At 61.5% G+C, this 26833-nt stretch carries 23 protein-coding genes and 1 riboswitch; of the genes, 9 read left to right on the forward strand and 14 right to left on the reverse strand.

What is annotated here, in order from left to right; all coding sequences use genetic code 11:
• The first annotated feature begins 12 nt into the window (after positions 1 to 12).
• From GIW48_RS07805 to asd, 3 genes are read left to right on the forward strand one after another with little or no spacing between them, the layout of a single operon-like run.
• On the forward strand, positions 13 to 1548 hold the full coding sequence (locus GIW48_RS07805; protein ID WP_236460417.1) for an HDOD domain-containing protein: 1536 nt from the start codon (positions 13 to 15) through the stop codon (positions 1546 to 1548).
• Between the two features lie 57 nt (positions 1549 to 1605).
• Positions 1606 to 2421, forward strand: coding sequence for a thiosulfate sulfurtransferase (gene rhdA, locus GIW48_RS07810; RefSeq protein WP_236460418.1), 816 nt, complete (start codon positions 1606 to 1608; stop codon positions 2419 to 2421).
• 15 nt (positions 2422 to 2436) lie between these two features.
• Positions 2437 to 3297 carry an archaetidylserine decarboxylase gene (asd, locus tag GIW48_RS07815; RefSeq protein ID WP_017138475.1) on the forward strand — a complete coding sequence of 287 codons (861 nt, stop codon included), beginning with the start codon at positions 2437 to 2439 and terminating at the stop codon, positions 3295 to 3297.
• 141 nt (positions 3298 to 3438) lie between these two features.
• Here asd and serB read toward each other — a convergent pair whose 3' ends face one another.
• Complete coding sequence (serB, locus tag GIW48_RS07820) at positions 3439 to 4653, reverse strand: phosphoserine phosphatase SerB (protein WP_017138476.1); 1215 nt, start codon at positions 4651 to 4653, stop codon at positions 3439 to 3441.
• 133 nt (positions 4654 to 4786) lie between these two features.
• On the opposite strand from serB, the gene GIW48_RS07825 reads away from it, so the two are divergent.
• Entirely contained in the window at positions 4787 to 6319 is a 1533-nt protein-coding gene (locus GIW48_RS07825) for an AhpA/YtjB family protein (protein WP_099548089.1), read from the forward strand.
• A 189-nt stretch (positions 6320 to 6508) separates the two neighbouring features.
• On the opposite strand, the gene GIW48_RS07830 is transcribed toward GIW48_RS07825, so the two are convergent.
• The 9 genes from GIW48_RS07830 to GIW48_RS07870 all read right to left on the reverse strand — a co-directional run bounded on the left by GIW48_RS07830 (position 6509) and on the right by GIW48_RS07870 (position 15877).
• Positions 6509 to 7216, reverse strand: a complete 708-nt coding sequence (locus GIW48_RS07830) for a PqiC family protein (protein ID WP_026013799.1) — start codon at positions 7214 to 7216, stop codon at positions 6509 to 6511.
• A 176-nt stretch (positions 7217 to 7392) separates the two neighbouring features.
• Entirely contained in the window at positions 7393 to 9657 is a 2265-nt protein-coding gene (gene parC / locus GIW48_RS07835; protein ID WP_017138479.1) for a DNA topoisomerase IV subunit A, read from the reverse strand.
• 10 nt (positions 9658 to 9667) lie between these two features.
• The gene (locus tag GIW48_RS07840) at positions 9668 to 10189 is read right to left on the reverse strand and encodes a retropepsin-like aspartic protease family protein (RefSeq protein WP_017138480.1); all 522 of its coding nucleotides are present in this window, start codon (positions 10187 to 10189) and stop codon (positions 9668 to 9670) included.
• On the reverse strand, positions 10186 to 11181 hold the full coding sequence (locus tag GIW48_RS07845; protein WP_170039105.1) for an esterase-like activity of phytase family protein: 996 nt from the start codon (positions 11179 to 11181) through the stop codon (positions 10186 to 10188). Before GIW48_RS07845 ends, GIW48_RS07840 begins: the two co-directional genes overlap by 4 nt.
• On the reverse strand, positions 11181 to 13085 hold the full coding sequence (gene parE, locus GIW48_RS07850; protein WP_099548087.1) for a DNA topoisomerase IV subunit B: 1905 nt from the start codon (positions 13083 to 13085) through the stop codon (positions 11181 to 11183). The genes GIW48_RS07845 and parE overlap by 1 nt, the downstream gene beginning before the upstream one ends.
• Positions 13086 to 13129: 44 nt before the next feature.
• On the reverse strand, positions 13130 to 13738 hold the full coding sequence (locus GIW48_RS07855; protein WP_099548086.1) for a YqiA/YcfP family alpha/beta fold hydrolase: 609 nt from the start codon (positions 13736 to 13738) through the stop codon (positions 13130 to 13132).
• Between the two features lie 179 nt (positions 13739 to 13917).
• The gene (gene cpdA / locus GIW48_RS07860) at positions 13918 to 14733 is read right to left on the reverse strand and encodes a 3',5'-cyclic-AMP phosphodiesterase (protein ID WP_236460419.1); all 816 of its coding nucleotides are present in this window, start codon (positions 14731 to 14733) and stop codon (positions 13918 to 13920) included.
• Between the two features lie 86 nt (positions 14734 to 14819).
• On the reverse strand, positions 14820 to 15269 hold the full coding sequence (locus GIW48_RS07865; RefSeq protein ID WP_017138485.1) for a DUF1249 domain-containing protein: 450 nt from the start codon (positions 15267 to 15269) through the stop codon (positions 14820 to 14822).
• Positions 15260 to 15877, reverse strand: coding sequence for an NUDIX domain-containing protein (locus GIW48_RS07870; protein ID WP_017138486.1), 618 nt, complete (start codon positions 15875 to 15877; stop codon positions 15260 to 15262). The genes GIW48_RS07865 and GIW48_RS07870 overlap by 10 nt, the downstream gene beginning before the upstream one ends.
• Positions 15878 to 16071: 194 nt before the next feature.
• Between GIW48_RS07870 and GIW48_RS07875 the strand changes: the two genes are divergently transcribed.
• Positions 16072 to 16818: an RsiV family protein gene (locus GIW48_RS07875; RefSeq protein ID WP_017138487.1), complete on the forward strand. Its 747-nt coding sequence runs from the start codon at positions 16072 to 16074 to the stop codon at positions 16816 to 16818.
• On the opposite strand, the gene cytX is transcribed toward GIW48_RS07875, so the two are convergent.
• The gene (gene cytX, locus GIW48_RS07880) at positions 16787 to 18076 is read right to left on the reverse strand and encodes a putative hydroxymethylpyrimidine transporter CytX (protein WP_138450750.1); all 1290 of its coding nucleotides are present in this window, start codon (positions 18074 to 18076) and stop codon (positions 16787 to 16789) included. The two genes, GIW48_RS07875 and cytX, sit on opposite strands and share 32 nt — an antisense overlap.
• A 136-nt stretch (positions 18077 to 18212) precedes the next feature.
• Positions 18213 to 20117: a phosphomethylpyrimidine synthase ThiC gene (gene thiC / locus GIW48_RS07885; RefSeq protein WP_138453474.1), complete on the reverse strand. Its 1905-nt coding sequence runs from the start codon at positions 20115 to 20117 to the stop codon at positions 18213 to 18215.
• A 147-nt stretch (positions 20118 to 20264) separates the two neighbouring features.
• Positions 20265 to 20370: riboswitch (TPP riboswitch) on the reverse strand.
• Positions 20371 to 20566: 196 nt separating this feature from the next.
• On the opposite strand from thiC, the gene GIW48_RS07890 reads away from it, so the two are divergent.
• A complete protein-coding gene (locus GIW48_RS07890; RefSeq protein WP_026013800.1) occupies positions 20567 to 22006 on the forward strand; it encodes a TolC family outer membrane protein in 1440 nt (479 codons plus the stop codon).
• Positions 22007 to 22142: 136 nt separating this feature from the next.
• On the opposite strand, the gene waaA is transcribed toward GIW48_RS07890, so the two are convergent.
• Positions 22143 to 23420, reverse strand: a complete 1278-nt coding sequence (gene waaA / locus GIW48_RS07895) for a lipid IV(A) 3-deoxy-D-manno-octulosonic acid transferase (protein WP_017138491.1) — start codon at positions 23418 to 23420, stop codon at positions 22143 to 22145.
• Between the two features lie 23 nt (positions 23421 to 23443).
• On the reverse strand, positions 23444 to 24334 hold the full coding sequence (locus GIW48_RS07900) for a LysR family transcriptional regulator (RefSeq protein ID WP_017138492.1): 891 nt from the start codon (positions 24332 to 24334) through the stop codon (positions 23444 to 23446).
• A 103-nt stretch (positions 24335 to 24437) separates the two neighbouring features.
• Between GIW48_RS07900 and GIW48_RS07905 the strand changes: the two genes are divergently transcribed.
• Genes GIW48_RS07905 through GIW48_RS07915 form a run of 3 tightly spaced genes read left to right on the forward strand, consistent with a single transcriptional unit; the run spans position 24438 to position 26813 of the window.
• Positions 24438 to 24773, forward strand: a complete 336-nt coding sequence (locus GIW48_RS07905) for a DMT family transporter (protein ID WP_017138493.1) — start codon at positions 24438 to 24440, stop codon at positions 24771 to 24773.
• 55 nt (positions 24774 to 24828) lie between these two features.
• Positions 24829 to 26004 (forward strand): NAD(P)/FAD-dependent oxidoreductase, encoded by a 1176-nt coding sequence (locus tag GIW48_RS07910; RefSeq protein ID WP_138450524.1) that lies wholly within the window; start codon positions 24829 to 24831, stop codon positions 26002 to 26004.
• Positions 26001 to 26813, forward strand: a complete 813-nt coding sequence (locus tag GIW48_RS07915; RefSeq protein ID WP_138450526.1) for an aldo/keto reductase — start codon at positions 26001 to 26003, stop codon at positions 26811 to 26813. Before GIW48_RS07910 ends, GIW48_RS07915 begins: the two co-directional genes overlap by 4 nt.
• Positions 26814 to 26833: the final 20 nt, after the last annotated feature.

The following is a 26833-nucleotide window of genomic DNA, read 5'->3' on the forward strand; positions in this document are numbered from 1 at the left end:
CGCGCCCCAATCATGGCAAACGAAACGACAGTTCCAAATACAAAACCCACCACCCCCGCCGCTTGGATCAAGCGCCTGGACGATGTGCTGCTGCCTGTTCCTCAGGCTAGTCACGAACGCGTGTGCAAGGCCATCCGCGACAGCCGCAGTTCATTGCGAGATATTGCCGAGCTGATGCAAAACAGCCCGGCACTGGTGCTCAGTGTGATGCGCGAGGCCAACAGCCAGGCGCACGGCAGCCTGTCGGGGCCGGCGGAAAACCTCGAAGTGGCGCTGAACCGCCTGGGTCTCAAACGCGCCGAAGAATTGCTCGCGCGCCTGCCCTCGGTGCCGGAAAAAGACATCCCGGTGGCTTTGCGCCAACTGCTGCTGATAAGCCAGCACGCCTCACAGCAAGCCAACGGTTTGTTCGCCAGCCGCCTGGCGCGGCTGTGGCAAGACATCCATTGGGGCAGCCTGCTGTTTCTGTCGCCGCTGTGGCCGCTGGCCGTGGCCTACCCAAAACTCCTGGAAGAATGGGAACTGCGGGTCATCCACAAAGGCCAGTCGGCGCACAAGGTCGAGCAGGAACTGTTCGGTGTACGCCTGCTCGACTTGTGCCTTGGCCTGACCGAAGCCTGGCACCTGCCGATCTGGGTGTCCCAGGGCTACAACCTGCTGCTGACCGAGCAGCGCTTGCTGGTCAAGGCGCTGCACATCGCCCGCGAAGATGACGCGCTGCGCCAGCAGCAACTGCTCGATGCCGAACCCAACCTGCGGCGCTGGTTGAACCAACCCGCCAACACCGTGCTGCTGGCCAACGGCCTGGCGATGTCGGCCCAGGAATCCTGGACCTGCCCGCACACCGAGCGCTGGCAATACCTTACCGCGCTGTACCTGCAAGCGCCGCTGTGTGACGTGCAGCAGCAGGTTCACCAACAAGCGGTCACCAGCGCGCGCACCACCTTGATGCCGGACCTCTGGCACCCGGCGCTGTCGCTGATCTGGCCGTGGCATGTGCAGAAGGTCCATCGCGGCCTGCTGCCCGCACCGCCGCCCACTGCCGAAGCACTGGCCGTGTGGCGCAAGCGCTGCACCGAGTTGCTGGTCGAACCGAGCCGCTTTGCCAACGCCATGCACTTGACCACCTGCGCCAAGGAAGCCTTGGTCGCCAGTGGCATGCAGCGGGTGCTGCTCTTTATGGCCGACCGCGCCCTGAGTACCTTGCGTGTGCATCAGGCCGATGGCTTGCCCAAGGACGCTGCCAACCTGAGCCTCGACGTCGTCAACAGCACACTGCTGCAACGCTTGCTGGAAAAGTCCGCCCAGGTGCGCCTCACGCCAGACAATCACGCGCAATTTTCTGCGCTGCTGCCGCCGATCCTGCGCCGCTGGTTTACCGGTGAACACCTGTTGCTACGCTCTCTGAGCTGCAATGGCCGCGTGGTGATGCTGATGGTCGCCGACCAGGGCGGCGGGCCGTTCTCGGAAACCACCGTGCAGGCTTTTGGCAAAACCGCTCAATGCATCGAGAAAGCGCTGCACAGCTTTACCAACCGCAGCGCCTGATGCTTGCGCTACAATCGCCCTCTTTTATCACCAACATTTGTGCCCAGGAGACCTCACATGCCTGACTTCTCTGGCTTGCCGCTGGTGATCGAGTCCAGCGACCTGCTTGGTCGCCTGGATGCCGAACACTTGATTCTGGTGGACCTCACCAGTGCCGCCCGCTACGCCGAAGGGCATATCCCCGGCGCGCATTTCGTTGACCCCAAGCGCACCCAACTGGGCCAGCCGCCAGCACCCGGCTTGCTGCCGCACAAGGCCGACCTGGAAAAGCTGTTCGGCGAACTGGGCCACACCCCGGACGCCACTTACGTCGTCTATGACGACGAAGGCGGCGGCTGGGCCGGGCGGTTTATCTGGTTGCTCGACGTGATCGGCCACCAGAAGTACCACTACCTGGATGGCGGCCTGCTGGCCTGGCTGGACGAAAAACACCCGGTATCCACCGAAGTGCCCGCCCCGGTTGGCGGCCCGGTCAGCCTCACGCTGCACGACGGCCCCACCGCCACCCGCGAATACCTGCAAAGCCGTGTCGGCGCCGCCGACCTCGGGATCTGGGACGCACGCGGCCCGCTGGAATATTCCGGCGAGAAAGTGCTCGCCGCCAAGGGTGGTCACATCCCCGGCGCCGTCAACTTCGAATGGACTGCCGGTATGGACAAGGCGCGCAACCTGCGTATCCGCCGCGACATGCCGCAGATCCTCGAAGACCTCGGGCTGACCCGCGACAAAGAAATCATCACCCACTGCCAGACTCACCACCGCTCTGGCTTCACCTACCTGGTGGCCAAGGCGCTCGGTTATCCGCGAGTCAAAGGTTATGCCGGTTCCTGGGGCGAATGGGGCAACCACCCCGACACCCCCGTCGAGATTTAAGGTTTAAGGACAGTTATGAAAAAGCAGTTGTTTATCCTCAGCCAGTACTTGCTGCCGCACCACTTGCTGTCGCGCCTGGCCGGCTGCATTGCCGAGTGCCGCGTGCGCTGGTTCAAGAATGCCTTCACGGCGTGGTTCGCCAAGCGCTATCAAGTGGACATGTCCCAGGCGCTGGTCGAAGACCTCACCGCCTACGAGCACTTCAATGCCTTCTTTACCCGCGCCCTGAAAGACGGCGCCCGCCCGCTGGATGAAACTCCAGGCGCGGTGCTGAGCCCAGCCGACGGCGCGGTCAGCCAGCTTGGCCCGATTGAACACGGTCGTGTGTTCCAGGCCAAAGGCCATAGCTTTAGCGTGCTGGAATTGCTCGGTGGTGATGCGGCGTTGGCTGCACCGTTCATGGGCGGTGATTTCGCCACTATTTACCTGTCACCGAAGGATTACCACCGCGTACACATGCCTTTGGCCGGTACGCTGCGTGAGATGGTCTACGTGCCGGGCCGGATTTTCTCGGTCAACCAGACCACCGCCGAAAACGTGCCGGAACTGTTTGCGCGCAACGAGCGTGTTGTCTGCCTGTTCGACACCGAACGCGGCCCGATGGCTGTGGTGTTGGTGGGCGCGATGATTGTGGCGTCGATTGAAACCGTATGGGCCGGGCTGGTCACGCCGCCGAAACGCGAGCTGAAAACCTTCCGCTACGACGAAGCCGCACGCGCGCCGATTCACTTGGAGAAAGGTGCTGAACTGGGCCGCTTCAAGCTGGGTTCGACCGCCATCGTGCTGTTCGGGCCGGATCAGGTGAAGTGGGCAGAGGAGTTGGTGGCGGGTACGCCGGTACAGATGGGCCAGGGTATCGCACTGCCGAAAGCCTGATTTGAAGCTGATGCAAATCAAATGTGGGAGCCGGGCTTGCCCGCGATAGCGGCGTACCAGTCAATACTTCAATGACTGAACTACCGCTATCGCGGGCAAGCCCGGCTCCCACAGTTACTGCAATATTGCAGTTAGATCGGGTTACAACTGCCCGTCGCGATCGCGAAAGCCCAACAGATACAACACACCATCCAGCCCCAGCGTCGAAATCGCCTGCTTGGCCGATTGCTTCACCAACGGCTTGGCACGGAACGCCACACCCAACCCGGCAATCGCCAGCATCGGCAAGTCATTGGCGCCGTCGCCGACCGCAATGGTCTGCTCCAGACGCAAACCTTCCTTGTGGGCCAATTCCTTCAGCAAGTCCGCCTTGCGCTGTGCGTCGACAATCGGCTCGACCGCCACGCCGGTCACTTTGCCATCCACCACTTCCAGCTCGTTGGCAAATACATAGTCAATGCCCAGCTTGGCCTGCAATTGCTTGGCGAAGTAGGTGAAACCGCCCGAGAGAATTGCAGTCTTGTAGCCCAGGCGCTTGAGTTCGGCAAACAAGGTTTCGGCGCCTTCGGTCAGGCGCAGCGAAGCACCGATCGAATCCAACACACTTACGTCCAAGCCCTTGAGCAGTGCCAGGCGCTCCTTGAAGCTGGCGCGAAAATCCAGCTCACCGGCCATGGCGCGCTCGGTGATTTCGGACACCTGCTCGCCCACACCGGCGGCCTTGGCCAACTCGTCGATGACTTCGGCTTCGATCAGCGTGGAATCCATATCGAACACCGCCAGGCGGCGGTTACGGCGGAACAGCGAATCTTCCTGGAAGGCGATGTCGACATTCAGTTCCTGGGCCACGCTGAGGAATTCGGCGCGCAAGGCTTGCGGGTCGGCCGGCTCGCCGCGCACGGAGAACTCGATGCAGCCCTTGCCTTTGTCGGCCGGCGTGTCCAACGGCATACGACCCGACAGACGGTCGATGTGATCGATATTCAAACCATATTGAGCGGTGATCGAGCTGACACGCTGCAATTGTTCGGCGGTTACTTTGCGGGTCAGCAGGGTCACGATGTGGCGCTTTTTACCCTGGCCTTCGACCCAATGCTGGTAATCGGCTTCGGAAACCGGGGTGAAACGCACCTGTTGATCAAGCTTATACGCCGTAAACAGGATGTCTTTGAGCACCGACGAGGCCTGCTCGGTGCTGGGGATTTCCACCAGGATGCCGAACGACAGCGTGTCGTGGATCACCGCTTGGCCGATGTCGAGAATGTTCACACCACCCTGGGCCAGAACACCGGTAATGGCTGCGGTGAGACCCGGGCGGTCTTCGCCGGTGATGTTTATCAGGACAATTTCGCGCAAAGCGCACCCCCAGGCTGGAAAAAAACCGCATTCTACCCACTTTCAGTGACCATCGGGCACAGCGAGCGCTTTGCCGGTTCTAGGCCTGTCGCTATACTGCGCGTCAACTTCACGGACCAAGAGCCGAGCGCAAGTGAACCGGCCCACGCCAGTAAAAACCGATAACTTCTTCCTGCTGATCTTCCGGGCACTGCGCCACCGCCGTGTACCGATCGCATTACGCATCGCCAGCCATAACGTGATCCTGGTCGCTCTGGCCCTGGTGATCTACGCCTGCGTGATGGGTTTGCAGTTCAAGCAGGCCATGCACGAGCAAGCCGACGCCCTGGGCGAGAGCCTGACGACCCAGACCGCCACTTCGGCGACTGAGTTGCTGGTGTCCAACGACATCCTCAGCCTCAACGTGCTGCTCAATAACCTGACCAAGAACCCGCTGGTGGCCCACGCCGCCATCTACAGCGTGGACAACCGGATCATGGCCGAAGCCGGGCAGCGCCCGAAAAACGGCCTGCTGGGTGAAGCCGAAGGTCTGTATTCGAGCAATATTACGTTTCAGGATGTGAAGGCCGGGCAACTGCGCATCAGCCTCGACATGCAGCAATTCCAGCAGCCGATGACCATCAGCCTGCAAAGCATGGGCATCCTCAGCGCGATCCTGCTGGCACTGGCCCTGGCCCTGAGCTTGCGCCTGGGTCGGCATATCTCCACGCCGCTGATGCAACTGCGCATCTGGCTGCGCGATATCGACGAACACACCCCGGCCACCGACCGCCAGGATGAAATCGGCGACCTCGCCCGCCAGCTTCACGCCAGCTTCGCTCCCGAGCCGGTGGTGCCTGAGGTTGAACCCGAGCCTGAGTACGACGACACCGACTACGACGACGAGCCCGAGTTTGAAGTGCGCAACCTGCGTGACCCAGGCTTTGACGAAAGCGCGCCGGTGGCCGCCCTCAAGCCTGCACCACGCCAGGTGATCAAGGCCGAAGAAGACGAACTGGACGATGAAGACCCGTTCGCCGACCTGCGCGACACCTCGGCCGCCGCACCCGTTGTGGCCTCGCAACCTGCGCCGGTAAAAAATACCGAGCCGCAGCACAGCGCCGTACTGGCTGTGCAACTGGGTGCCCAGGACCAACTGCGTCGCCTGCCCCGTGCGCGCCTCACCGAATTGCTGGAGCGCTACCGCGACTGCCTCGACCAGGCTGCGTCGCTCTATCAGAGCGAGCTGCACACCCTGAACGACGGCAGCACGTTGATGCTGTTCCACAGCGAAGACAGCGGCGAAGACTACCTGACCAATGCCATCTGCTGCGGCGAGCTGCTGCGCGCCCTCGGCCATGCCTTGCAGATTGAAGTGGCCGACAGCGGCATTACCTTGCAGCTGCAACTTGGCCTGACCGTCGGAGACGATCTGTTCGGCATGAGCCAGATCGACCTGCTGCTTACCGAGATCGCCCAGGATGCGCTGGCCTTGTCCCAACACAGCCGCAACCTGCTGCTGGTGGAGCGCAAGATCAGTGAAGATGCGCTGATCCGCCAGCGCGCACGAATCCGCCCGATCGCCAGCCCTGAAGGCGCGAGCTGTGTGGAGCGGCTGATGGAGCCGTACCCGTCGATGCTCGAGCGGCAGTTGGCGCGCATGCATGAGACCCGTAACAAGCCCTGATGGCTGATCGTTCCCACGCTCCGCGTGGGAACGCATTCCGTGACGCTCTGCGTCACTGCTGCGCAGTGCTGACGGCGGGACGCGGAGCGTTCCAAGAGGCATTCCCACGCGGAGCGTGGGAACGATCAAATCGTAGACAACAAAAAGGCCCGCTGAGTAAGCGGGCCTTTTGTTTGGGCGCGATTCAGATCAGAACCTGAACACTTCCATATCCGTGCGAATCGGCGTGGCCATCGGCATCTTAGGCTTCTGCGGAGCTGACGGTTTGGCCTGGGATGGCGCTTGCTTGCGCGGCGCCTCGGCCACTGGCGGCTGGTTGGCCAATGGCTTGAGCGCCACCGACAACTGTTGCGCCAGATGCTGCAACAACACGCCCTGGGCCTGGACCTGGGACGCGGTGGTGCCGGTATGTTCTTCCTGCAGGTGCACGATGCGGTTATCGCGCACCTGGCCACGGCGGTCGATCAAGCGCCATTGGGCGTCAAGAATCGCCGGTTGCGAAGTACCCGAGTCAAGCCGCGTGATGGTCAGCAATACCTGCACGTCCGGGGTAAAACCCGCCGGCCCAGGTGCAAGCACCACACGCTGGCTGTCGAGATGGCCAGCCACCTGACGCAACATCAGCTGGTTGATATCGGACGACAAACTGCCCGCCCAACGACCATCGGTGGAACCTTGCAGGCTGCCGTCGTTCTGACGTTGAAGCAGGGTTTCGCGTTGCAGGTAATCAGCAACAACGACCGGGCCAAGCAAAACGGCCATGCCTGCGGTTTGCGCAGGCTGAGCCGGACTTCCGCTGTCCAGCTGGTACAGCGACACCGGTTGGTGTGTGCTGCAACCCGCCAGCCCCAAAAGGCCAGCGAGCATCAAAAATAAAGGAAGGCGTGGAGCAGTCATCATCCCATCCAGGTGGCTGCCACAAGGCGAACCACAATGTAATACTAAAAATAACCTAAACACGCTCGGCCACGCCGGCGCTGGAAAGGCCATATCATCCGTGAATATGCGCCCTGACTCCAGCGCGAAAGCGCCGATCTACGCGTTAAATCGTAGATCGAGCCCTCTAATCCGCCTTAAACAGGCGTTTCCACCAGCAAAGCATCCACGCGCTGGAAGCCACGCGGCAGTTTATTACCCCGTCGGCCACGCTCACCCTTGTAGTGTTCAAGGTCGTCGGGGCGCAGTGACAGCGTGCGCTTGCCAGCCTGGAGCACCAGGGTAGAGCCTTCCGGGATCACGGCGATGTCGGTCACGTACTCTTCGCGACTGGCCACGCGCTCCCCGGGAATCCCGATAATCTTGTTGCCCTTGCCTTTACCCAACTGCGGCAAATCGCTGATCTTGAACACCAGCAAACGCCCTTCGGTGGTCACCGATGCCAGCCAATTGCTCTCGCGGTCTTCCACGGTACGCGGCAGGATCACCTTGGCGTTGTTCGGCAAGCTCAACAACGCTTTGCCCGCCTTGTTCTTGGCCTGCAGGTCTTCACCCTTGACCACAAAACCGTAACCCGCGTCGGAGGCGATCACATACAGTGAATCGTCGTCCGGCAGCAGCACGCACTCGAAATTCGCCCCCGGTGGCGGCGTCAGGCGCCCGGTCAGCGGCTCGCCCTGCCCACGTGCCGATGGCAAGGTGTGCGCGGGCACCGAATAGCTGCGCCCGGTGGAGTCGATAAACACCGCAAACTGGTTGGAACGCCCGGCCGCAGCGGTCTTGAAACCATCGCCAGCCTTGTACGAGAGGCCGGTGGCGTCAATATCATGCCCTTTGGCGGAACGAACCCAACCCTTTTCCGACAGAACGACGGTAATTTTCTCGTTAGGCAACAGTTCGGTTTCTGTCAGGGCCTTCGCTTCTGCGCGCTCGACGATTGGCGAGCGGCGATCATCGCCATAGGTTTCGGCGTCTTTGATCAGTTCGCTGCGCACCAGCTTCTTGAGCTTGGTTTCGCTACCCAACAGGGCTTGCAGCTTGGCTTGCTCCTTGAGCAGCGCGTCTTGCTCGTCGCGCAACTTCATCTCTTCGAGCCGCGCCAACTGACGCAAGCGGGTGTCGAGGATGTAGTCGGCCTGGATCTCGCTCAGTTCGAAACGCGCGATCAGCTCGGCTTTCGGGTGCTCGGCGGTGCGGATGATGTGGATCACTTCATCCAGGTTGAGGTAAGCGATCAGCAAACCATCCAACAGGTGCAGGCGGCGCTCAACCTTGTCGAGACGAAATTGCAGGCGGCGGCGCACGGTCTGTACGCGGAACTCCAGCCATTCCACCAGCAGGTTGCGCAGGTTTTTCAGCTGTGGCTTGCCGTCCAGGCCGATGATGTTGACGTTGACCCGGTAGCTGGACTCAAGGTCGGTGCTGGCGAACAGATGCTGCATCAGCACTTCGTGGTCGACCCGGCTGTTGGTCGGGATGATCACGATGCGGCAGGGGTTTTCGTGGTCGGACTCGTCACGCAAGTCAGCCACTTGCGGCAATTTCGACGGTTTGGCCTGCATCAGCGCGGCAATCTGCTCCAGCACCTTGGCACCGGACACCTGGTGCGGCAGTGCGGTGACAATAATGTCGCCGTCTTCAATGTGGTAAACCGCGCGCATGCGCACCGAGCCCTTGCCGGTCTCGTACATCTTCAGCAGGTCGGCACGCGGCGTGATGATTTCCGCTTCGGTCGGGTAATCCGGGCCTTGAATATGCTCGCAGAGCTGCTCGACCGTAGCTTTTGGCTCATCAAGCAAACGCACGCAGGCAGTCGCGACTTCGCGCAGGTTGTGCGGCGGCACATCAGTGGCCATGCCGACCGCGATGCCGGTGGTGCCATTGAGCAGGATATTCGGCAAACGCGCCGGCAACACCAGCGGTTCGTCCAGGGTGCCGTCGAAGTTAGGCCCCCAGTTCGCGGTGCCCTGGCCCAACTCGCTCAGCAGCACTTCCGAGTAACGCGACAGACGCGCCTCGGTGTACCGCATGGCGGCGAAGGACTTGGGATCATCCGGCGCACCCCAGTTACCCTGGCCGTCCACCAAGGTGTAGCGGTAGCTGAACGGCTGGGCCATCAGCACCATGGCTTCGTAGCAGGCCGAGTCGCCGTGGGGGTGGAACTTACCGAGCACGTCACCGACGGTACGCGCCGATTTCTTGTGCTTGGAATCTGCGTCCAGGCCCAACTCACTCATGGCGTAGATAATGCGCCGCTGTACGGGCTTAAGGCCGTCGCCGATATGCGGCAAGGCACGGTCCATGATCACGTACATGGAGTAGTTGAGGTAGGCATTTTCGGTGAAGTCAGCCAGCGATCGGCGTTCTACGCCATCTAAGCTGTCTGCGAGGATGTCACTCATGCGGGCCTCATCATTGTTTGGTCTGGCGCAGCAGCATGGTGCCGCTGCGCTGGGTAAATTCAAGTTGTTTCAATGCACTCATGCCCAACAGTACCTGCTCACCGCCCAAGCCCGGCGCTACCAGCGCGCGGACGTCCTGCAGGACAATATCGCCCAGCTTCAGGCGATCAAGGCTGGTGCGGTAGCCCTGGCTACGCCCATTGGCGGTGCTCAAGGTCACGGGCAGGCCGCGCTTGAGCCCGAGGCGGTCGGCCAATTCGGCCGGCACCGCCACATCGGTCGCGCCGGTGTCGAGCATAAACTCCACCGGCGATCCGTTGATCTGGCCGCTGGCGACAAAATGCCCTTGGCCGTTGCCCAGCAATTTTACTTCGATGTAACCCTCATGCTGCTCTGAGGTCACCACCGCATTGGGGTTTTCCTGACGCGCTTCCCACTGCCCAAAAAAACGCGTGGCCAAAAACAGCCCGGCGCCCCATGCCACGAACATCAGTACACGTCCGGCACGTTTGCCGGGCGGCGCTGCCGTCATGGTTGGGCGCCCCAGCCACCGGCCGGCGCGGCAAAACGATAGACCACCGGGCGTTTTTCACCGTCGGCACGCGGGCCAAAATTATTGTCGATACCCAACCACACACCTTCGGCATCCACCACCAGGGCTTCGGCCAAGCCATAAGGCTGGGCATAACGCCGGTTCGGTGTCAGGGTTTCGTCGGCAAACGACCAGCACAGCTCGACTTTGGCCGTGACCGCATCGCGCCGGCAAATCTGGAACGCATTGCGCTCCAGGGTAAACAGCTTGCCGTTGAACAGCGCCAGGTCGGCAAAGTCCTTGGACACCGCCTTGGCGTTGGTGAACTGTGCCGGTTGCACTTCCTGGCCGGCCTCGCTCAGCAACACACAGGGCCCATCGCAATCCCACACGCTCTGGCCACGCTTGATCGAGATCAACCCTCGTCGCTCTCGCTCGGCGGCCAGCCAGATCTGATTGCCTTCGGGGTTGATCGCCAAACCTTCGAACAAGGCATTGAAGTGCAGCAACATCCCACTGGCCCGCGCTTCGCGGACCATGCCCGGAGCAATCTTCAACCATTGCGGCGCACCGTTCACCGGCACTTGCAGCACCGCCGCATGGGCTTCACTGACAATGTAGCGGTTGCCGGCGGCGTCACAGGTGATGCCTTCAAAATCCAGGTCGCCGCCACGAATGAACGACGCAGCCTTGGTGCGCGAACGCAAACCCCAAGGCAGGCCGGACTCGGGCACCGGTGGCACCTCGATCTTTACAGTTTCGGCCTTCCAGGTCGGCGCGCTGATATCGAGGCGGTAAATCTGGTCGTCATCGCGGTCGGAAACCGTCCACAGGTCCTGGCCACACAGCGCCAGGCCCGACAGGTTGCCACCGCGCATGCCGTCCACCGGGTGTTCGGAGACTAATTTAAGCTCAGCCACGGGCGCGGCCACCGCTTGGGTGGCCGCCAACCCGCTCAACATCAGGATCGCCAGGGCGAAGCCTGTGCGCATCAGCCCAGTACCTCGGCCAGGTTACCCTTGGACTCCAGCCAGGCTTTGCGGTCCGGCGCACGCTTCTTCGCCAGCAGCATGTCCATCATTTCCGACGTGCCGGCGAAGTCTTCCAGGGTCAACTGCACCAGGCGGCGAGTGTTCGGGTCCATGGTGGTTTCGCGCAGCTGCGGCGGGTTCATCTCACCCAGGCCTTTAAATCGCGTGACCTGTGGCTTGCCGCGTTTCTTCTCGGCCACCAGGCGGTCGAGGATGCCATCGCGCTCAGCTTCGTCCAGGGCGTAGAAAATCTCTTTGCCCAGGTCGATACGGTACAACGGCGGCATGGCGACGTAGACGTGGCCGGCATCCACCAACGGGCGGAAGTGCTGCACAAACAGCGCACACAGCAAGGTGGCGATGTGCAAACCGTCGGAGTCGGCGTCGGCAAGGATGCAGATCTTGCCGTAGCGCAGCTGGCTCATGTCCGCCGCGCCCGGGTCTACACCAATCGCAACGGCGATGTTGTGCACTTCCTGGCTGGCCAGGACTTCGCTGCCGTCGACTTCCCAGGTGTTGAGGATCTTGCCGCGCAACGGCAGGATCGCCTGGAATTCCTTGTCTCGCGCTTGCTTGGCGGAACCGCCGGCGGAGTCACCTTCGACCAGGAACAGCTCGGAGCGCATCGGGTCTTGCCCGGCGCAATCGGCCAATTTGCCTGGGAGTGCCGGGCCTTGGGTGATGCGCTTGCGCTCGACTTTCTTGCTGGCCTTCAGGCGACGACCGGCGTTGTTGATCGCCAGCTCCGCCAGGGCCAGGCCCAGTTCCGGGTGCTCGTTGAGCCATAGGCTGAACGCGTCCTTGACCACACCGGAGACAAACGCCGCCGCCTCGCGGGACGACAAACGCTCTTTGGTCTGGCCGGAGAACTGCGGCTCCTGCATCTTCATCGACAGCACGAACGCGATGCGCTCCCACACGTCTTCCGGCGCCAGCTTCACACCGCGCGGCAACAGGCTGCGGTATTCGCAGAACTCGCGCATGGCGTCCAGCAAACCCTGGCGCAAACCGTTGACGTGGGTGCCGCCCTGGGCGGTGGGGATCAGGTTGACGTAGCTTTCCTGCACGCTGTCGCCACCTTCGGGCAACCACAGCAGCGCCCAGTCGACGGCTTCCTTATTCCCCGCCAGGCTGCCGCAGAACGGCTCGTTAGGCAGGCGTTCAAAGTCGCTGACCGAGTCTTCCAGGTAGGAGCGCAGGCCATCTTCGTAGTGCCATTCGACCTTTTCGCCGGTGCCTTTGTCTTCAAAGCTGACCAGCAGGCCCGGGCACAATACCGCCTTGGCCTTGAGTACATGCTTGAGGCGGCTGATGGAGAATTTTGGCGAATCGAAGTATTTCGGGTCCGGCGCGAAGTACACGCTGGTGCCGGTGTTGCGCTTGCCAACGGTACCGACGACCTCCAGGTCGGTGGCTTTGTAGCCATCGGCAAAGGTCATCTGGTACTCGTTGCCGTCGCGCTTGACCTTGACCCGCACCAGGGTCGACAGGGCGTTGACCACGGAAATACCCACACCGTGCAAGCCACCGGAGAACTGGTAGTTCTTGTTGGAGAACTTGCCGCCCGCATGGAGCTTGGTAAGGATCAGCTCGACGCCCGACACACCCTCTTCCGGGTGAATGTCCACCGGCATGCCGCGACCATCGTCGGACACTTCCAGGGAATGGTCGGCGTGGAGGATGACTTGTACCGACTTGGCATGCCCGGCCAAGGCTTCGTCGACGCTGTTGTCGATGACTTCCTGGGCAAGGTGGTTCGGCCGACTGGTGTCGGTGTACATGCCGGGGCGTTTGCGCACCGGGTCGAGGCCCGAGAGGACTTCGATGGCGTCGGCGTTATAAGAGCTAGCGCTGGGAGTGGCCATGGGGTCTCGTCGTGAGTCGTTCGATTAAAAAGTGCCCCTGGACTTTACAGTGCTGCAAAGTCGAAGGATTGATACTGATCTGCGCCAATGCCGGCAAAACTCAACATGGCCGGCAATTGCTGGGCGAACCCCTGGTAACCATGGTCGCCACCGGCCTGGATGCGCAAGGCACAGGCCCGGTAATACTGCTGGGCGAGGCGATAATCCAGGGTTTCATCCCCGGTCTGCAACCACACTTGATAACGCGCGGCATCCTGGGGCGCCGGCACTTCCAGTTCGGCCAGGGCCGTGACGTGGTCGTGGGTCAGCTCCCAGGTTTCATCGGTGTAGAGGTTCTTCTGGGTGCCCAGGTAACCGTCAAACATCCGATGCGGGCTGACCGCCGGGTTCACCAGCAGCGCCTTGAGGCCATGGCGTTCGGCAAGATGGGTTGCATAGTAGCCGCCGAGTGAGCTTCCCACCAGCAGCGGCCGCCCCAGTTCCGCAATGGCCTCTTCCAATTGAGGAATCGCCTGACGCGGGTGGTGATGCAGGGCCGGCACACGCAATTGGTCGCTCAAACCGAGGCTGTCCATCACGGTGCTCAACTGGGTGGCCTTGTTGGACGCAGGCGCGCTGTTGAAACCGTGGATATATAGAATCGACGCGGACATGCCGGGCTCTCCGTGCATCAGCCAAAGAGGCGCAGTTTACAGGGAATACAGGCAGAAGCGGATCGAATGTGGGAGCTGGCTTGCCTGCGATGGCGGCGGATCAGTTAGCTATTGATTAACTGGCACACCGCTATCGCAGGCAAGCCAGCTCCCACATGTTGATAAGTGTTTGCAACGTATTAGTAGCCGTTGCTGCCGTAATCGACGGTAAATTCGAATCCTTTTACCCGCTCCACGCCCGTCTCCAACCGTCCGTCGGCATGCAATCGCAGCCAGCGATACCCCGGCGCCTGCTCGCTGACCTTGAAGTCCTCGCTGCCCGGCGCGAACTGGATACAGGTGGACGGCGACGCCAGAAGGCGCACGTCATTGCGCTCACGGTCGATTTCCTGGTGCACATGGCCCCACAGCACCGCCTTCACCTGTGGGAAACGGTCGAGTACGGCAAACAGGGCTTCAGGGTTGCGCAGGCCGATGGGCTCCATCCACGCACAACCGATGGACACCGGATGATGGTGAAAACACACCAGATGATGACGGTTTGGCGCCTCACTCAGGGCTTGGGCGAGCAATTGCAATTGCGAATCCTGCAAATAACCGGGGACCGAGCCCGGAACCGCCGAATCCAGCAGGGTGACGCGCCAATTGCCGATATCGACCACCGGCTCGAGCAAATCGCTGTGCACCGCCGCGTGGGCCATGACCTGCGGCTCGTCGTGGTTGCCAGGAATCCAGCGCGCCGGCGCGTCGATCTGCCGAGTCAGGTCGCGAAATAGCTGGTAAGACTCAAGCGTGCCGTCCTGGGACAAGTCTCCCGTGGCCAGCACCAAATCGATCTGCGGCTGTTGCTCGCGCACCAAACCAATCACCCGCTGCAGGCTGTCGCGGGTGTTCATGCCCAGCAGCGAACCGTCGGCCTCGGCAAACAGGTGGCTGTCGGACAACTGCACCAGCAGCACCGACGCATCAGGGTTCACAGCGGATACGCTCGGCAAGGCGCTCTCCCAAGGCAATCACAGGAATGGATAGGTAGCGCGATTATGCTGGGGCAGGACACAAAGAGGAAAGACGCAGTTCACATCTAGCGCACGACTTCGAATTCATGGCCCAGGGCCAGGCAGTGACTCAACCATTCGCCGAGGAACACATTGAGTTGTGCTTTCTCATCGGGCTGGTGCATGAACACATTCGGATAAGGATAGATGCTGCGAAAGCGTCGCGCGTGTTCTGCGCTGATGACTTCGGCCATGCGCGCATCGTGATACACCTGAACCTCCAGCTGCGGCACCGGCAGCCAGGGCAGGCTGTGCTCCTGGCGCACCCGCAGGGTGGTGGTGTACGGGCAGTTGACGATGACCTCAAGGGTCAGCACGCCCAGCATCTGGTCGCCATGGGTCACGGCAATACGCCGCGCCTCGGGGGCGTGACGCATGTCGGGGAGCAGGCGCATCAGCCGCGCATAATTGGCCTCGCAGGCGGCTTGCAGCCCGATCAGGTCAACCCGGTATCGTTCCCGTGCCTTTACTGCCATAACCCCCTCACTTCCGCGCGATTAAGCGCAAGCCATTGCAGGGCGATAATGCTGGCTGCGTTGGAAATTTTGCCGTCACGCACCGCTTGCAGGGCATCTTCAAAGGCCCAGGGGGTGACGCGGATATCTTCTGCTTCTTCTTCCAGTCCATGGACGCCACCTGCACCTGAGCTGTCGCAACGACCGAGGTACAAGTGCACGAATTCGGTACTGCCACCGGGCGACGGGAAATATTTGGTGATCGGCCACAGCGCAGAGAACGTAAGGCCAGCTTCCTCCTCGGCTTCGCGGTGTGCAACCTCCTCCGGTTGTTCATCCTTATCAATCAGCCCCGCGACCATTTCCACCAGCCACGGGTTGCCGGTACGGCCCATGGCGCCGATACGGAACTGCTCGATCAACACCACTTCATCGCGCTGCGGGTCGTAGGGCAGCACGCACACCGCATCATGACGCACAAAGACTTCACGATTGATCACCCGGCTCATGCCGCCATCGAACTTCTCGTGGCGCAGTTGCACGCGATCAAGCTGGTAAAAGCCCTTATAGGCATTGTCGCGCTGAACGATCTCGATGGTGTTCGGCGTCGATTTGGCAATGTCCGTCATATCCTTCCTCGTTACGCAGGTGCAATTCGCGCCATCCTAACGCGCCCATGGCCCTTGATGCAGCCCCTTTCCGGTTGCCGGGATAGACGGCGGACGTCAAACTCACTCTAATCAGCTTAGTGGCGAACTGACGGCTTTGTTCGCAGTCGAAGCGCTACTCTTTTTCGCTTTCCATCGATTTCCGAAGGACGCACATGTCGCTTTTAAAAATCGCCTCCGTGGCCTGTATTGCCTTGACTCTGGGCGCTTGCCAGAGCCTGTTCCAGCCCAGCTACCTCAAGCCCCTGGACACCAAGCCGGACACTTCCGAACAAATCAAACCCGGCTGCAACAGCCCGGAATGCCCACTGGTGAACATCGACACCGTGCACTTCCCCAGCGAGCCGCAGTTGGACAGCATTGTTGAGCAACGCCTGCTGCAAATGACCCGCACCACGCCCGGCGCCAGCGTGCCGCCGACCCTGAATGCCTACCGCGACAAGTTCCTGCGCGAGTCGCCGAACCGCAACAGCATGTACTTGCAAGCCAAGGTACGTGAGCAGCATGACGGACTGGTGATCGTTGAAGTGTCCAGTTATCTGGATACCGGCACCGCCCACGGCGCGCCCGGCCGCGGTTTCATCAACTATTCACGCCTGCTGCACAAAGAGCTGAGCCTGGCCGACATGTTGCTGCCGGGCCAGGAACAGGCGTTCTGGAACACCGCGAAAGTCGCCCACAACAGCTGGCTGATCAATTCGCAGATGGACCGCGACCCGGAGTTCGTGAAGAGCTGGCCGTTCCAGAAAACCCCGAATGTGGCCCTGACCAGCGCCGGCGTGGTGCTCAAGTACAACGTGAGCACCATCGCCCCTTATGCATTGGGGCTGATCGAAATGACCATCCCCTATGCGCGCCTCACCGGCGTGCTCAAGCCTGAGCTGATGCCTGCGCGCCACTGACCGCACGCCCAAGGATCAGCTGTAACAGCCCTGCCAGCACCAGTGCCGGCAGGGTTGCACCGATATTCGGATACAGGTTGGCCAGCACGTGATAGGTGGCGATGCCACCCAGCCAGGCCACCAGCGCCGGCCAATGCAGGTTGGCAACCGTGCCTTGGCCACGGTGACGCAGGATAAAGTGATCCACCAGCACCACGCCAAACAGCGGCGCAAACACCGAGCCGATCAGCAGCAGGAAGTTCTGATACTGCGCCAGCGGCGCCAGGCAGGCGATCAAGGTGCAGATCACACCGATGACCAAGGCCAGGTGCTCGACCTTCAAGCGCAACAGAATCCCGCTGGACACCGCCGCCGAGTGAATATCGGCAAAGGCGTTTTCCGACTCGTCCAACAGGATCAGCAGCAACGGAATGCCCAAGCCAGCACCGGCCAGCGCCAGCAACAGCGCATTCACTTCACCACTGGGCGCAAATGCCAGGGTATAGGCCACGCCCAGGCTCATCAGCCAGAAGTTACCGATAAAGAAGCCCAACGCCGTACCGCCGAACACGCTTTTGGCGCGCTGGCCGAAGCGTGAGTAGTCGGCGATCAGTGGCAACCACGACAGCGGCATGGCGATGGCAATATCAAAGCCCACCGCAAACGGCATCGAGCCGTCACCGGACTTGGCCCACAACGCCGTGAGGTCAGCCTTGGCGAACAGGTTCCAGGTCAGCCACAGGCAGGCGGCGAGCAGCAGCCAGATGCCCCATTTACGCAGGATCTGGCGCACGAATGTCAGCGGCCCGCTGACCGCCAGCAACGTCGCCAAGCCACCGAAAAACAGGGTCCACAGCAATGGACTGGCGAGCAGGCTGCCCTCGCTGAACGCGCGGGTGCCCAGCAAGCTGGCGGCGTCGCGCATCACGATGATCTCGAACGAGCCCCAGCCGACCAGTTGTAAAAGGTTCAGCAGTGCCGGAAGGCTCGCGCCCTTGGCGCCGAGGCTGAGCTTGAGCGCGGCCATGGCGGACAGGCCGGTGTCGCTGCCGATCACACCGACGGCGGCCAGCAGCAACACGCCGACCAGCGTGCCGAGAAAAATCGCCAGCAACGAGCCGGACAAGCCCAGGCCCGGCGCGAGCAAGGCGCCGGTTTGCAGGACCATCAGGCCGATGCCAAGGGAGAACCACAGGGAGAACAGGTCGCGGGCGCCGAACACGCGTTTGTCGGCGGGGACCGCGATGTCCGGAGAGTAAGTACTCGGTTGAATGCTCAAGGGTGTTATCTCTGAGGGACATGATCGTTCCCACGCTCTGCGTGGGAATGCCGCTAAGGACGCTCTGCGTCCGCCTTTGTGACGCAGAGCGTCACGGGATGCATTCCCACGCTGAGCGTGGGAACGATCGTGGATGTCAGACCTTCTTGTACAGCTGACTGCCTTCCTGCTTGAACCGTTCCGCCTGCTCGGCCAAGCCCTTGGCCACGTCCACGTCCACCGCTTCAATGCGCTGGTTGGCGGCGTACTCGCGTACTTCCTGGGTAATTTTCATCGAGCAGAATTTCGGCCCGCACATCGAACAGAAGTGCGCGACCTTGGCCGAGTCCTTCGGCAAGGTTTCATCGTGATACGAACGCGCGGTGTCAGGGTCCAGGCCGAGGTTGAACTGGTCTTCCCAGCGGAACTCGAAGCGCGCCTTGCTCAAGGCGTTGTCACGAATCTGCGCGCCCGGATGCCCCTTGGCCAAGTCCGCAGCGTGCGCGGCGATCTTGTAGGTGATGATCCCGGTCTTCACGTCATCCTTGTTCGGCAAACCCAAGTGTTCCTTGGGCGTGACATAGCAGAGCATGGCGCAACCGAACCAGCCGATCATCGCCGCACCGATACCCGAGGTGATGTGGTCGTAGCCCGGTGCGATGTCGGTGGTCAGCGGGCCGAGGGTGTAGAACGGCGCCTCGTCGCAGCATTCGAGCTGCTTGTCCATGTTCTCCTTGATCAACTGCATCGGCACGTGGCCCGGGCCTTCGATCATGGTTTGCACGTCGTGCTTCCAGGCGATTTTGGTCAGCTCGCCGAGAGTTTCCAGTTCGCCGAATTGCGCAGCATCGTTGGCGTCGGCAATCGAGCCTGGACGCAAGCCGTCGCCAAGGGAGAAGCTGACGTCATAGGCCTTCATGATTTCGCAGATTTCGTCGAAATGCGTGTAGGTAAAGTTCTCTTTGTGGTGCGCCAGGCACCACTTGGCCATGATCGAACCGCCACGGGACACGATGCCGGTCACGCGTTTGGCAGTCAGCGGCACATAGCGCAGCAGCACGCCTGCGTGGATGGTGAAGTAGTCGACGCCCTGCTCGGCCTGTTCGATCAGGGTGTCGCGGAACAGCTCCCACGTCAGGTCTTCGGCGGCGCCGCCGACTTTTTCCAAGGCTTGATAGATCGGAACGGTGCCAATCGGCACCGGCGAGTTGCGGATGATCCACTCGCGGGTTTCGTGGATGTGCTTGCCAGTGGACAGGTCCATCACCGTGTCCGAACCCCAGCGAATGCCCCAGGTCAGTTTCGCCACTTCTTCTTCAATGGACGAACCCAACGCACTGTTGCCGATATTGCCGTTGATCTTCACCAGGAAGTTACGGCCGATGATCATTGGCTCCAGTTCGGTGTGGTTGATGTTGGCCGGGATAATCGCGCGGCCACGGGCGATTTCTTCGCGCACAAACTCAGGCGTGATGATTTTCGGCACGCTGGCGCCGAAGCTGTGACCGGCGTGCTGCTGGTCGAGCAGGCCACTGGCACGGGCTTCTTCAAGCTTCATGTTTTCGCGGATGGCGACGTATTCCATCTCGGCGGTAATGATGCCTTTGCGCGCGTAGTGCATCTGCGTGACGTTGGCACCTGCCTTGGCGCGGCGCGGGTTCTTCACGTGCGCAAAGCGCAGTGCGGTGAGCTCAGCATCGCTGAGGCGCTGTTGGCCAAAGTGCGAACTCAGGCCGGACAGGCGCTCGGTGTCGCCACGCACTTCGATCCACGGCGAACGCACATCACCCAGGCCTTTGCGCACGTCAATGATGACGTTGGGGTCGGTGTACGGGCCGGAGGTGTCGTACACCACCACCGGTGCGTTGATTTCACCGCCGAAATCGGTGGGCGTCACGTCCAGGCTGATTTCACGCATCGGCACACGAATGTCCGGGCGAGTGCCTTGCACGTAGATTTTTTGCGAGCGGGTAAACGGCTGCACGGAGCCGGAGTCGACTTTGGCCGATTCACTCAGGTGCACGGTATTTTTTAATTTTTGGCTTTTTAATTCAGTGCTCATCACGGGCTCTCCAACTTATCCAGGCGGTGGATTTTTGTCGGAGCGAACCTGTGACGGATGGACGCACTGAAACCAGTGCTGTGCAAGGCACGAGCGCTGTTCGATTGTCGAACAACATCCCGGACGAAGCACAAGAGGACTCGCCGGGTGACGAGAAATCTTGTTCCCTACGCAGGCGTTAACCTGATCAGGTTCAACGGGATCCGGTATTTACCGATCTCAGCCTTCCAACAAGGCACCCCGACAAGAACGCGGCCAGTCTAGACCATGGTGTGGGCAAATTGCCAATAGCGGTGTATTCAGCGTGATGAATGGCGTGATTGCGGGATTGTTGCGCGGGGTCAGCGCCACTACACTCGGGCGTCGTCACAATGCTTGACGCCAGGAATGGCCAGCCTTAGCCTTGGGCGCTTAATTACAGTCGTAATATTCACACTGGGGATCGCCTCATGCTGCGCAAACTCTCACTGGCTCTTGCCGTGTCTTGTGCGACCAATGGAATGGTCTGGGCAGCTGAAGCGCCCTTGTCCGCCAAAACCGACTTGGTCAGCGTCTACCAGGAAGCGGTGAACAACAACGCCGACCTGGCCGCCGCCCGCGCTCAATATGGCGCGCAAAAAGAAGTGGTGCCCCAGGCTCGCGCCGGTTTGCTGCCGAACCTGTCGGCCGGCGCCGACAGCAATAACGTGCGCACCCAGATCGACCAACCGGCAGCCACCGTCAACCGTGACGCGCACTCCTGGCGTGCAACCTTGAGCCAGCCGCTGTTCCGCGCTGATCGCTGGTTCCAGCTGCAAGCCGCCGAAGCCGTCAACGAACAAGCTTCGCTGCAACTCTCGGCGACTGAACAGAACCTGATCCTGCAAAGCGCCGAAAGCTACTTCGCCGTGCTGCGCGCCCAGGACAACCTGGCGTCGACCAAGGCCGAAGAAAACGCCTTCAAGCGCCAGCTCGACCAGTCCAACGAACGCTTTGATGTAGGCCTGTCGGACAAGACCGACGTGCTGCAATCCCAGGCCAGCTACGACACAGCCCGCGCCAACCGCATCGTCGCCCAACGCCAGGTGGACGACGCCTTTGAGGCGCTGATCACGCTGACCAACCGCCAATACAACGCGATCCAGGGCATCGTGCACACGCTGCCGGTGCTGCCACCGGCGCCGAATGACGCCAAATCCTGGGTCGAAACCGCCGGCCGCCAAAACTTGAACTTGCTGGCCAGCAACTACGCCGTGACCGCTGCCGAAGAAACCCTGCGCCAGCGCAAGGCCGGCCACTTGCCGACCCTCGACGCCGTGGCGCAATACGAAAAAGGCGACAACGACGCGCTGGGTTTCAGCAACCCGAACCAATTGCCCGTGCCGTACGGTGGTGATGTGTCTCAGCGCACCATCGGCCTGCGCCTGAATATCCCGATCTACAGCGGCGGTTTGACCAGCTCGCAAGTGCGCGAATCCTATTCACGCCTCGACCAGACTGAACAGCAACGCGAAGGCCTGCGCCGCCAGGTGGTGGAAAACACCCGTAATCTGCACCGCGCGGTGAACACCGATGTGGAACAGGTGCAGGCGCGCCGCCAGTCGATCATCTCCAACCAGAGCGCGGTGGAAGCCACGGAAATCGGCTATCAAGTGGGTACGCGCAATATCGTCGATGTGCTGGATTCACAACGCCAGCTGTACTCGTCGGTGCGCAACTACAACAACAGCCGCTACGACTACATCCTCGACAACCTGCGCTTGAAGCAGGCGGCGGGCACGCTCAGCCCTGGGGATTTACAGGACCTGACGCGTTACCTCAAGGCTGACTACAACCCGGACAAGGATTTTCTGCCGCCGGATCTGGCCAAGGCCGCCGCCGAGCAGCTCAAAGCCCGCCCGGGCTACTAAACACACCACAAACCAATGTGGGAGCTGGCTTGTGTGGGAGCTGGCTTGCCTGCGATGCAGGCAACTCGGTACATCAGACATGCCCAGTTGATGCTATCGCAGGCAAGCCAGCTCCCACATTTTGGTCCGTGTTGGTTCAGTGATTGAGCAGTTTGTCCAAACCGTCCAGTAAGCGTTTCAGCGCACCCTGGTTGGCCTGCATCACCTTCAATCCCGCCTCTGCCATCTTGCGCGCATCCTGCGGCAGTTCGAACAACTGCCGCACGGCTTCTGCCAAGCCTTGCGCATCATCCACCTCACGCAACGCCCCGGCCTCACGCATCATCGCGCTGATTTCGAGGAAGTTGAACAGGTGCGGCCCCATGATCACAGGCTTGGCCAGCGCCGCCGGTTCCAGCGGGTTGTGGCCGCCGGTAGGCACCAGGCTGCCGCCGACGAAGGCGCTGTCGGCAAGGGCGTAAAGGAATAGCAGCTCGCCCATGGTGTCACCGAGCAGCACGGAGGTCTGCGCCGTCACCGGTTCAGTGCTGGAGCGGCGCACCGTGGCAAAGCCTTGTTGCTCGCACAACTCGAACATCGGCCCGAAGCGCTCCTGATGACGCGGCACCAGAATCAGCAGCGCGTTGGGGTAACTTTCGAGCAGTTGGCGATGGGCGGCCAGCACCACTTCATCCTCGCCTTCGTGGGTGCTGGCGGCGATCCACACCGGGCGCTCGGTGGCGCCCCATTGCTCGCGCAAGGCGGCGGCACGCACCGGCAGTTGCGGATCGATGGTCAGGTCGAACTTGATCGAGCCGGTGACTTCAACGGTTTGTGGTCGTGCGCCCAGGCTCAAAAAACGCTGGGCTTCGGTTTTTGTCTGCACCGCAAACAGGCTCATCTCGGCCAGCATCGGCGCGGTCAGCTTGGCGAAGCGCGCATAACCTTTGGCCGAACGCGCCGACAGCCGCGCATTGGCCAGCGCTACCGGAATACCACGCTGAGCGCAGGCGTGGATGTGGTTGGGCCACAGCTCGGTTTCCATGATCACGGCGAGCCTGGGCTGCACACGATCAAGAAAGCGCTTGGCGGCGCAAGGCAAGTCATAGGGCAAGTAGCAGTGCTGAATGCGCGGTTCATTGGCGAACAGCGCCTGGATACGCTCCGAGCCGGTGGGCGTCATGCAGGTAACGGTAATCGGCAGCGTCGGGTGGCGCTCCATCAACCCGCGAATCATCGGCGCGGCCGCGATGCTTTCGCCCACCGACACCGCATGCACCCAGATCCCGCCCGGCTGCATCACCGGCAGGCCATAGGAAAACCGCTCGCCGATACGTTTTGCATACGCCGGCGCCTTGCGCGCGCGCAGCCACAGACGTAAAGCCACCAACGGCAGCGCCAGGTAAAACAGACAGCTGTAGAGAGTTCTATTCATGGCGGCGGAGTTTATCGGCTTTTTCAGTCGATCGCCTGCAAGCACTCGGCAAATCGCTCGGTCAGGAAGCGTGCGGCCGGGCCCAGGTGCTCGTCGCGGCGCCAGACCAGCTCCACCACCAGCGCCGGCGGCGTCCATTCGCTGTCCAGCTCGACCATCTGCTGTTGATAGGCCGGGTACTGCACGATGTGCCGAGGCAGCCAGGCCCAGCCCAGGCCACTCATCAGCCATTCGGCCAATACGTAGAAGCTGTCGGCACGCCACACCAGGGGGCTCGCGGCTTCACTGCCGGGGTACACGCTGGTCTGGGTCGACATCAGCAGTTGCCGGAACTGCGCCAGGCGCTGGCAAGTCACGTATTTGTCCTGGGCCAGTGGATGATTCACGCCGCACACCGTGACCATTTCCACGCTGCCCACCACCCGCCGCTCAAGCGCTTCGGGGATCTGGTCGTGATAGAACAGCAAACCCAGGTCGGCCTTGCGCTCCACCAGCTTGCGCGCCACATCGCCTTGCGCGGCGCTGGAAAGCTGTACTTCCAGCAGCGGGTATTGCCGGGCCAACGCTTCAAGACTGTCGAGCACCGGCTGAAATAACATGGCTTCGTCCTGGGCCAGGCGCAGGCAGGCTTCTTCACCACGGGTCAGCGACAACGCCCGACCATTGAGCCGTTCACATTGGCGCAGCACCTCACGCGCTTCTTCCAGCAACACACTGCCGGCTTCAGTCAGACGGGGCTGACGGCCGCTGCTGCGCTCGAACAGGCTAAGCCCAAGGTCCGCTTCCAGCAGGGCAATTGCGTTACTCACCGCCGATTGCGCCTTGCGCTGCCCACGCGCCACCGCCGAAAACGAGCGCTGCTCGGCGACGCTGACAAACAGGCGCATCTGTTCCAGGTTCCATTGCACGCTCATGACTCAACCCATCTTTAAATCGGATAGGTAATGACTTTATCTCATCTCGCGAAGGGTTAAAATGCGGACCTAATCAAGCACGTATCACACCGAGGATTCCCCCATGAATGTTGCCTACGTTTACCTGGCCATTGCCATTTGCTCGGAAGTGATCGCGACCGTTTCCATGAAAGCCGTCAAGGGCTTGAGCACGCCGATTCCGCTGTTGCTGATGATTGTGGGGTATGGCGTGGCCTTCTGGATGCTCACGCTGGTGGTGCGCACGGTGCCGGTGGGTATCGCCTATGCGGTCTGGGCCGGACTGGGCATTGTAATGGTCAGTATCGCCGCGCTGTTTATCTACGGGCAGAAGCTGGATGTACCGGCAATGCTGGGCATGGGCCTGATTGTGCTGGGTGTGGTGGTGATTCAGCTGTTCTCGAAAACCGCCGGGCACTGACCGCCACGCTACAGCCTGTATACTGCGCCTCTTGTCTTGAACACTGAGGTCGCCGATGCCATCCGTTATTTCCACCGACGTTCTGATTGTCGGCGCCGGGGTTGCCGGCCTCTGGCTTAACGCACGCCTGCGCCGCCAGGGGTTTTCCACGGTGGTGGTGGAAAGCGCCACCTTGGGCGGCGGGCAAAGCGTGAAGTCCCAGGGGATCATCCACGGCGGCGCGAAATACGCCCTGCACGGCGCCCTCACCGGCGCGTCCGAAGCCATTGCCGACATGCCGCGCCGCTGGCGCGAAGCCCTGGCGGGTAACGGCGAGTTGGACCTGACCGGCGTGCGCTTGCTCTCCGAAGCCCATTACCTGTGGTCGCCCGGCACGATCGCCGGCAACCTCACCAGCTTCTTCGCCAGTAAAGCCGTGCGTGGCCGCGTCGATCAGGTCAAGGGCGACGAATTGCCGCCAGCCCTGCAGGACCGTCGCTTCAAGGGCAAAGTCTATCGCCTGGCCGAACTGGTCATCGATGTGCCCAGCCTGATCGAACGCCTGGCGCAATTGGCCGGCGACGGCTTGCTCGCCGGGCAACACATCGAACCGCTGCTTGAAGGCGATACCTTGGTGGGCCTGAAGGTCGATGGCCGCGAGATCCGCGCCCAGCGCATCGTGTTGAGTGCCGGTGGCGGCACCGCTGAGTTACTGACGGCCCTGGGCCTCAGCCAGCCCGCCATGCAAACCCGCCCATTGCATATGATCATCGCCAAAGGCCCGGGCCTGAAGCCGCTGTATGCGCACTGCCTGGGCGGCGGCACCAAGCCGCGCCTTACCATCACCACTCACCCGGCTGCCGACGGCAACTGGGTGTGGTACATGGGCGGCGATATCGCCGAGGCGGATGGCGTGGCCCGCACACCACAAGAACAGATCGCCACTGCGCAAAAAGAGCTGGCGCAGTTACTGCCGTGGATCGACATGAGCCAGACCCAATGGGCCACCCTGCGTGTCGAGCGTGCCGAGCCGCTGCAATCGGGCCTGAGCCGCCCCGACAATGCCTTCCTCGCCGAACAAGGCCGCTTGCTGGTGGGCTGGCCGACCAAACTGGCGCTGGCGCCGGACTTCGCCGATCGTGTACTCAACGCCCTGGAACGCGACGGCATTCGTCCAAGCGCCAGCGACGCGCTGCCCGAGCTGCCAAAACCGACCCTCGGCCAACCTGCCTGGGAGCAACTGTTGCCATGAGCCTGCCAACCCTGCACGACCTGCATCGACCACTGGGCAGCACCGGCCTGCTGGTCTCGCCGCTGGGCCTGGGCACCGTCAAGCTGGGCCGTGATCAAGGGGTGAAATACCCCAACGGCTTCCAGATTCCCAATGACGACGAAGCACGGATGTTATTGCGCCAGGCCCAGCAATTGGGCATCAACCTGATCGACACCGCGCCGGCTTACGGGCGCAGTGAGGAGCGCCTGGGGCCACTGCTACGCGGCCAGCGCAACGACTGGGTGATTGTCAGCAAGGTCGGCGAAGAGTTTGCCGACGGCGTGTCCCATCACGATTTCAGTGCCGCGCATACGCGCATGTCCATTGAGCGCAGCTTGAAACGACTTGAAACGGATTTCATCGATCTGGTGCTGGTGCATTCTGACGGCAATGACCTGCATATCCTCAATGATTGCGAGGTGTACGAGACCCTGGCGCAGCTGAAAAAAGAGGGCAAGATCCGTGGTTTCGGCTTCTCCGGCAAAACCGTCGAAGGTGGCGTGAAGGCTCTGGAACAAGGTGATTGCGCGATGGTCACCTACAATCTGAATGAACAGGCCGAGAAAGCCGTGATCGATTACGCCGCCGCCCACGGCAAAGGCATCCTGGTGAAAAAAGCTCTGGCCAGCGGCCACGTGTGCCTTGAGCCAGGAATGGATCCAATTCATGCCAGTTTCATGCTGTTGTTTGCGCAAACGGGCGTCGCCAGTGCTATTGTCGGGACCATTAATCCGCTGCACCTGGCCCACAACGTGGCGACCGCTGCCCAGGTCATTCGTCAACTCTGATGCCGCCCACGCGGCCGACC

Source organism: Pseudomonas sp. PA-6-3C (genome assembly GCF_021605825.1).
GTDB classification, from domain to species: Bacteria; Pseudomonadota; Gammaproteobacteria; order Pseudomonadales; family Pseudomonadaceae; genus Aquipseudomonas; species Aquipseudomonas edaphica.

Coding starts and splice junctions, on each gene's coding strand:
- GIW48_RS07805 (WP_236460417.1), top strand. CDS start 13: ATGGCAAACGAAACGACAGTTCCAAATACAAAACCCACCACCCCCGCC.
- rhdA (WP_236460418.1), top strand. CDS start 1,606: ATGCCTGACTTCTCTGGCTTGCCGCTGGTGATCGAGTCCAGCGACCTG.
- asd (WP_017138475.1), top strand. CDS start 2,437: ATGAAAAAGCAGTTGTTTATCCTCAGCCAGTACTTGCTGCCGCACCAC.
- GIW48_RS07830 (WP_026013799.1), bottom strand. CDS start 7,216: ATGACTGCTCCACGCCTTCCTTTATTTTTGATGCTCGCTGGCCTTTTG.
- parC (WP_017138479.1), bottom strand. CDS start 9,657: ATGAGTGACATCCTCGCAGACAGCTTAGATGGCGTAGAACGCCGATCG.
- GIW48_RS07840 (WP_017138480.1), bottom strand. CDS start 10,189: ATGACGGCAGCGCCGCCCGGCAAACGTGCCGGACGTGTACTGATGTTC.
- GIW48_RS07845 (WP_170039105.1), bottom strand. CDS start 11,181: ATGCGCACAGGCTTCGCCCTGGCGATCCTGATGTTGAGCGGGTTGGCG.
- parE (WP_099548087.1), bottom strand. CDS start 13,085: ATGGCCACTCCCAGCGCTAGCTCTTATAACGCCGACGCCATCGAAGTC.
- GIW48_RS07855 (WP_099548086.1), bottom strand. CDS start 13,738: ATGTCCGCGTCGATTCTATATATCCACGGTTTCAACAGCGCGCCTGCG.
- GIW48_RS07865 (WP_017138485.1), bottom strand. CDS start 15,269: ATGGCAGTAAAGGCACGGGAACGATACCGGGTTGACCTGATCGGGCTG.
- GIW48_RS07870 (WP_017138486.1), bottom strand. CDS start 15,877: ATGACGGACATTGCCAAATCGACGCCGAACACCATCGAGATCGTTCAG.
- GIW48_RS07875 (WP_017138487.1), top strand. CDS start 16,072: ATGTCGCTTTTAAAAATCGCCTCCGTGGCCTGTATTGCCTTGACTCTG.
- thiC (WP_138453474.1), bottom strand. CDS start 20,117: ATGAGCACTGAATTAAAAAGCCAAAAATTAAAAAATACCGTGCACCTG.
- GIW48_RS07890 (WP_026013800.1), top strand. CDS start 20,567: ATGCTGCGCAAACTCTCACTGGCTCTTGCCGTGTCTTGTGCGACCAAT.
- waaA (WP_017138491.1), bottom strand. CDS start 23,420: ATGAATAGAACTCTCTACAGCTGTCTGTTTTACCTGGCGCTGCCGTTG.
- GIW48_RS07900 (WP_017138492.1), bottom strand. CDS start 24,334: ATGAGCGTGCAATGGAACCTGGAACAGATGCGCCTGTTTGTCAGCGTC.
- GIW48_RS07905 (WP_017138493.1), top strand. CDS start 24,438: ATGAATGTTGCCTACGTTTACCTGGCCATTGCCATTTGCTCGGAAGTG.
- GIW48_RS07910 (WP_138450524.1), top strand. CDS start 24,829: ATGCCATCCGTTATTTCCACCGACGTTCTGATTGTCGGCGCCGGGGTT.
- GIW48_RS07915 (WP_138450526.1), top strand. CDS start 26,001: ATGAGCCTGCCAACCCTGCACGACCTGCATCGACCACTGGGCAGCACC.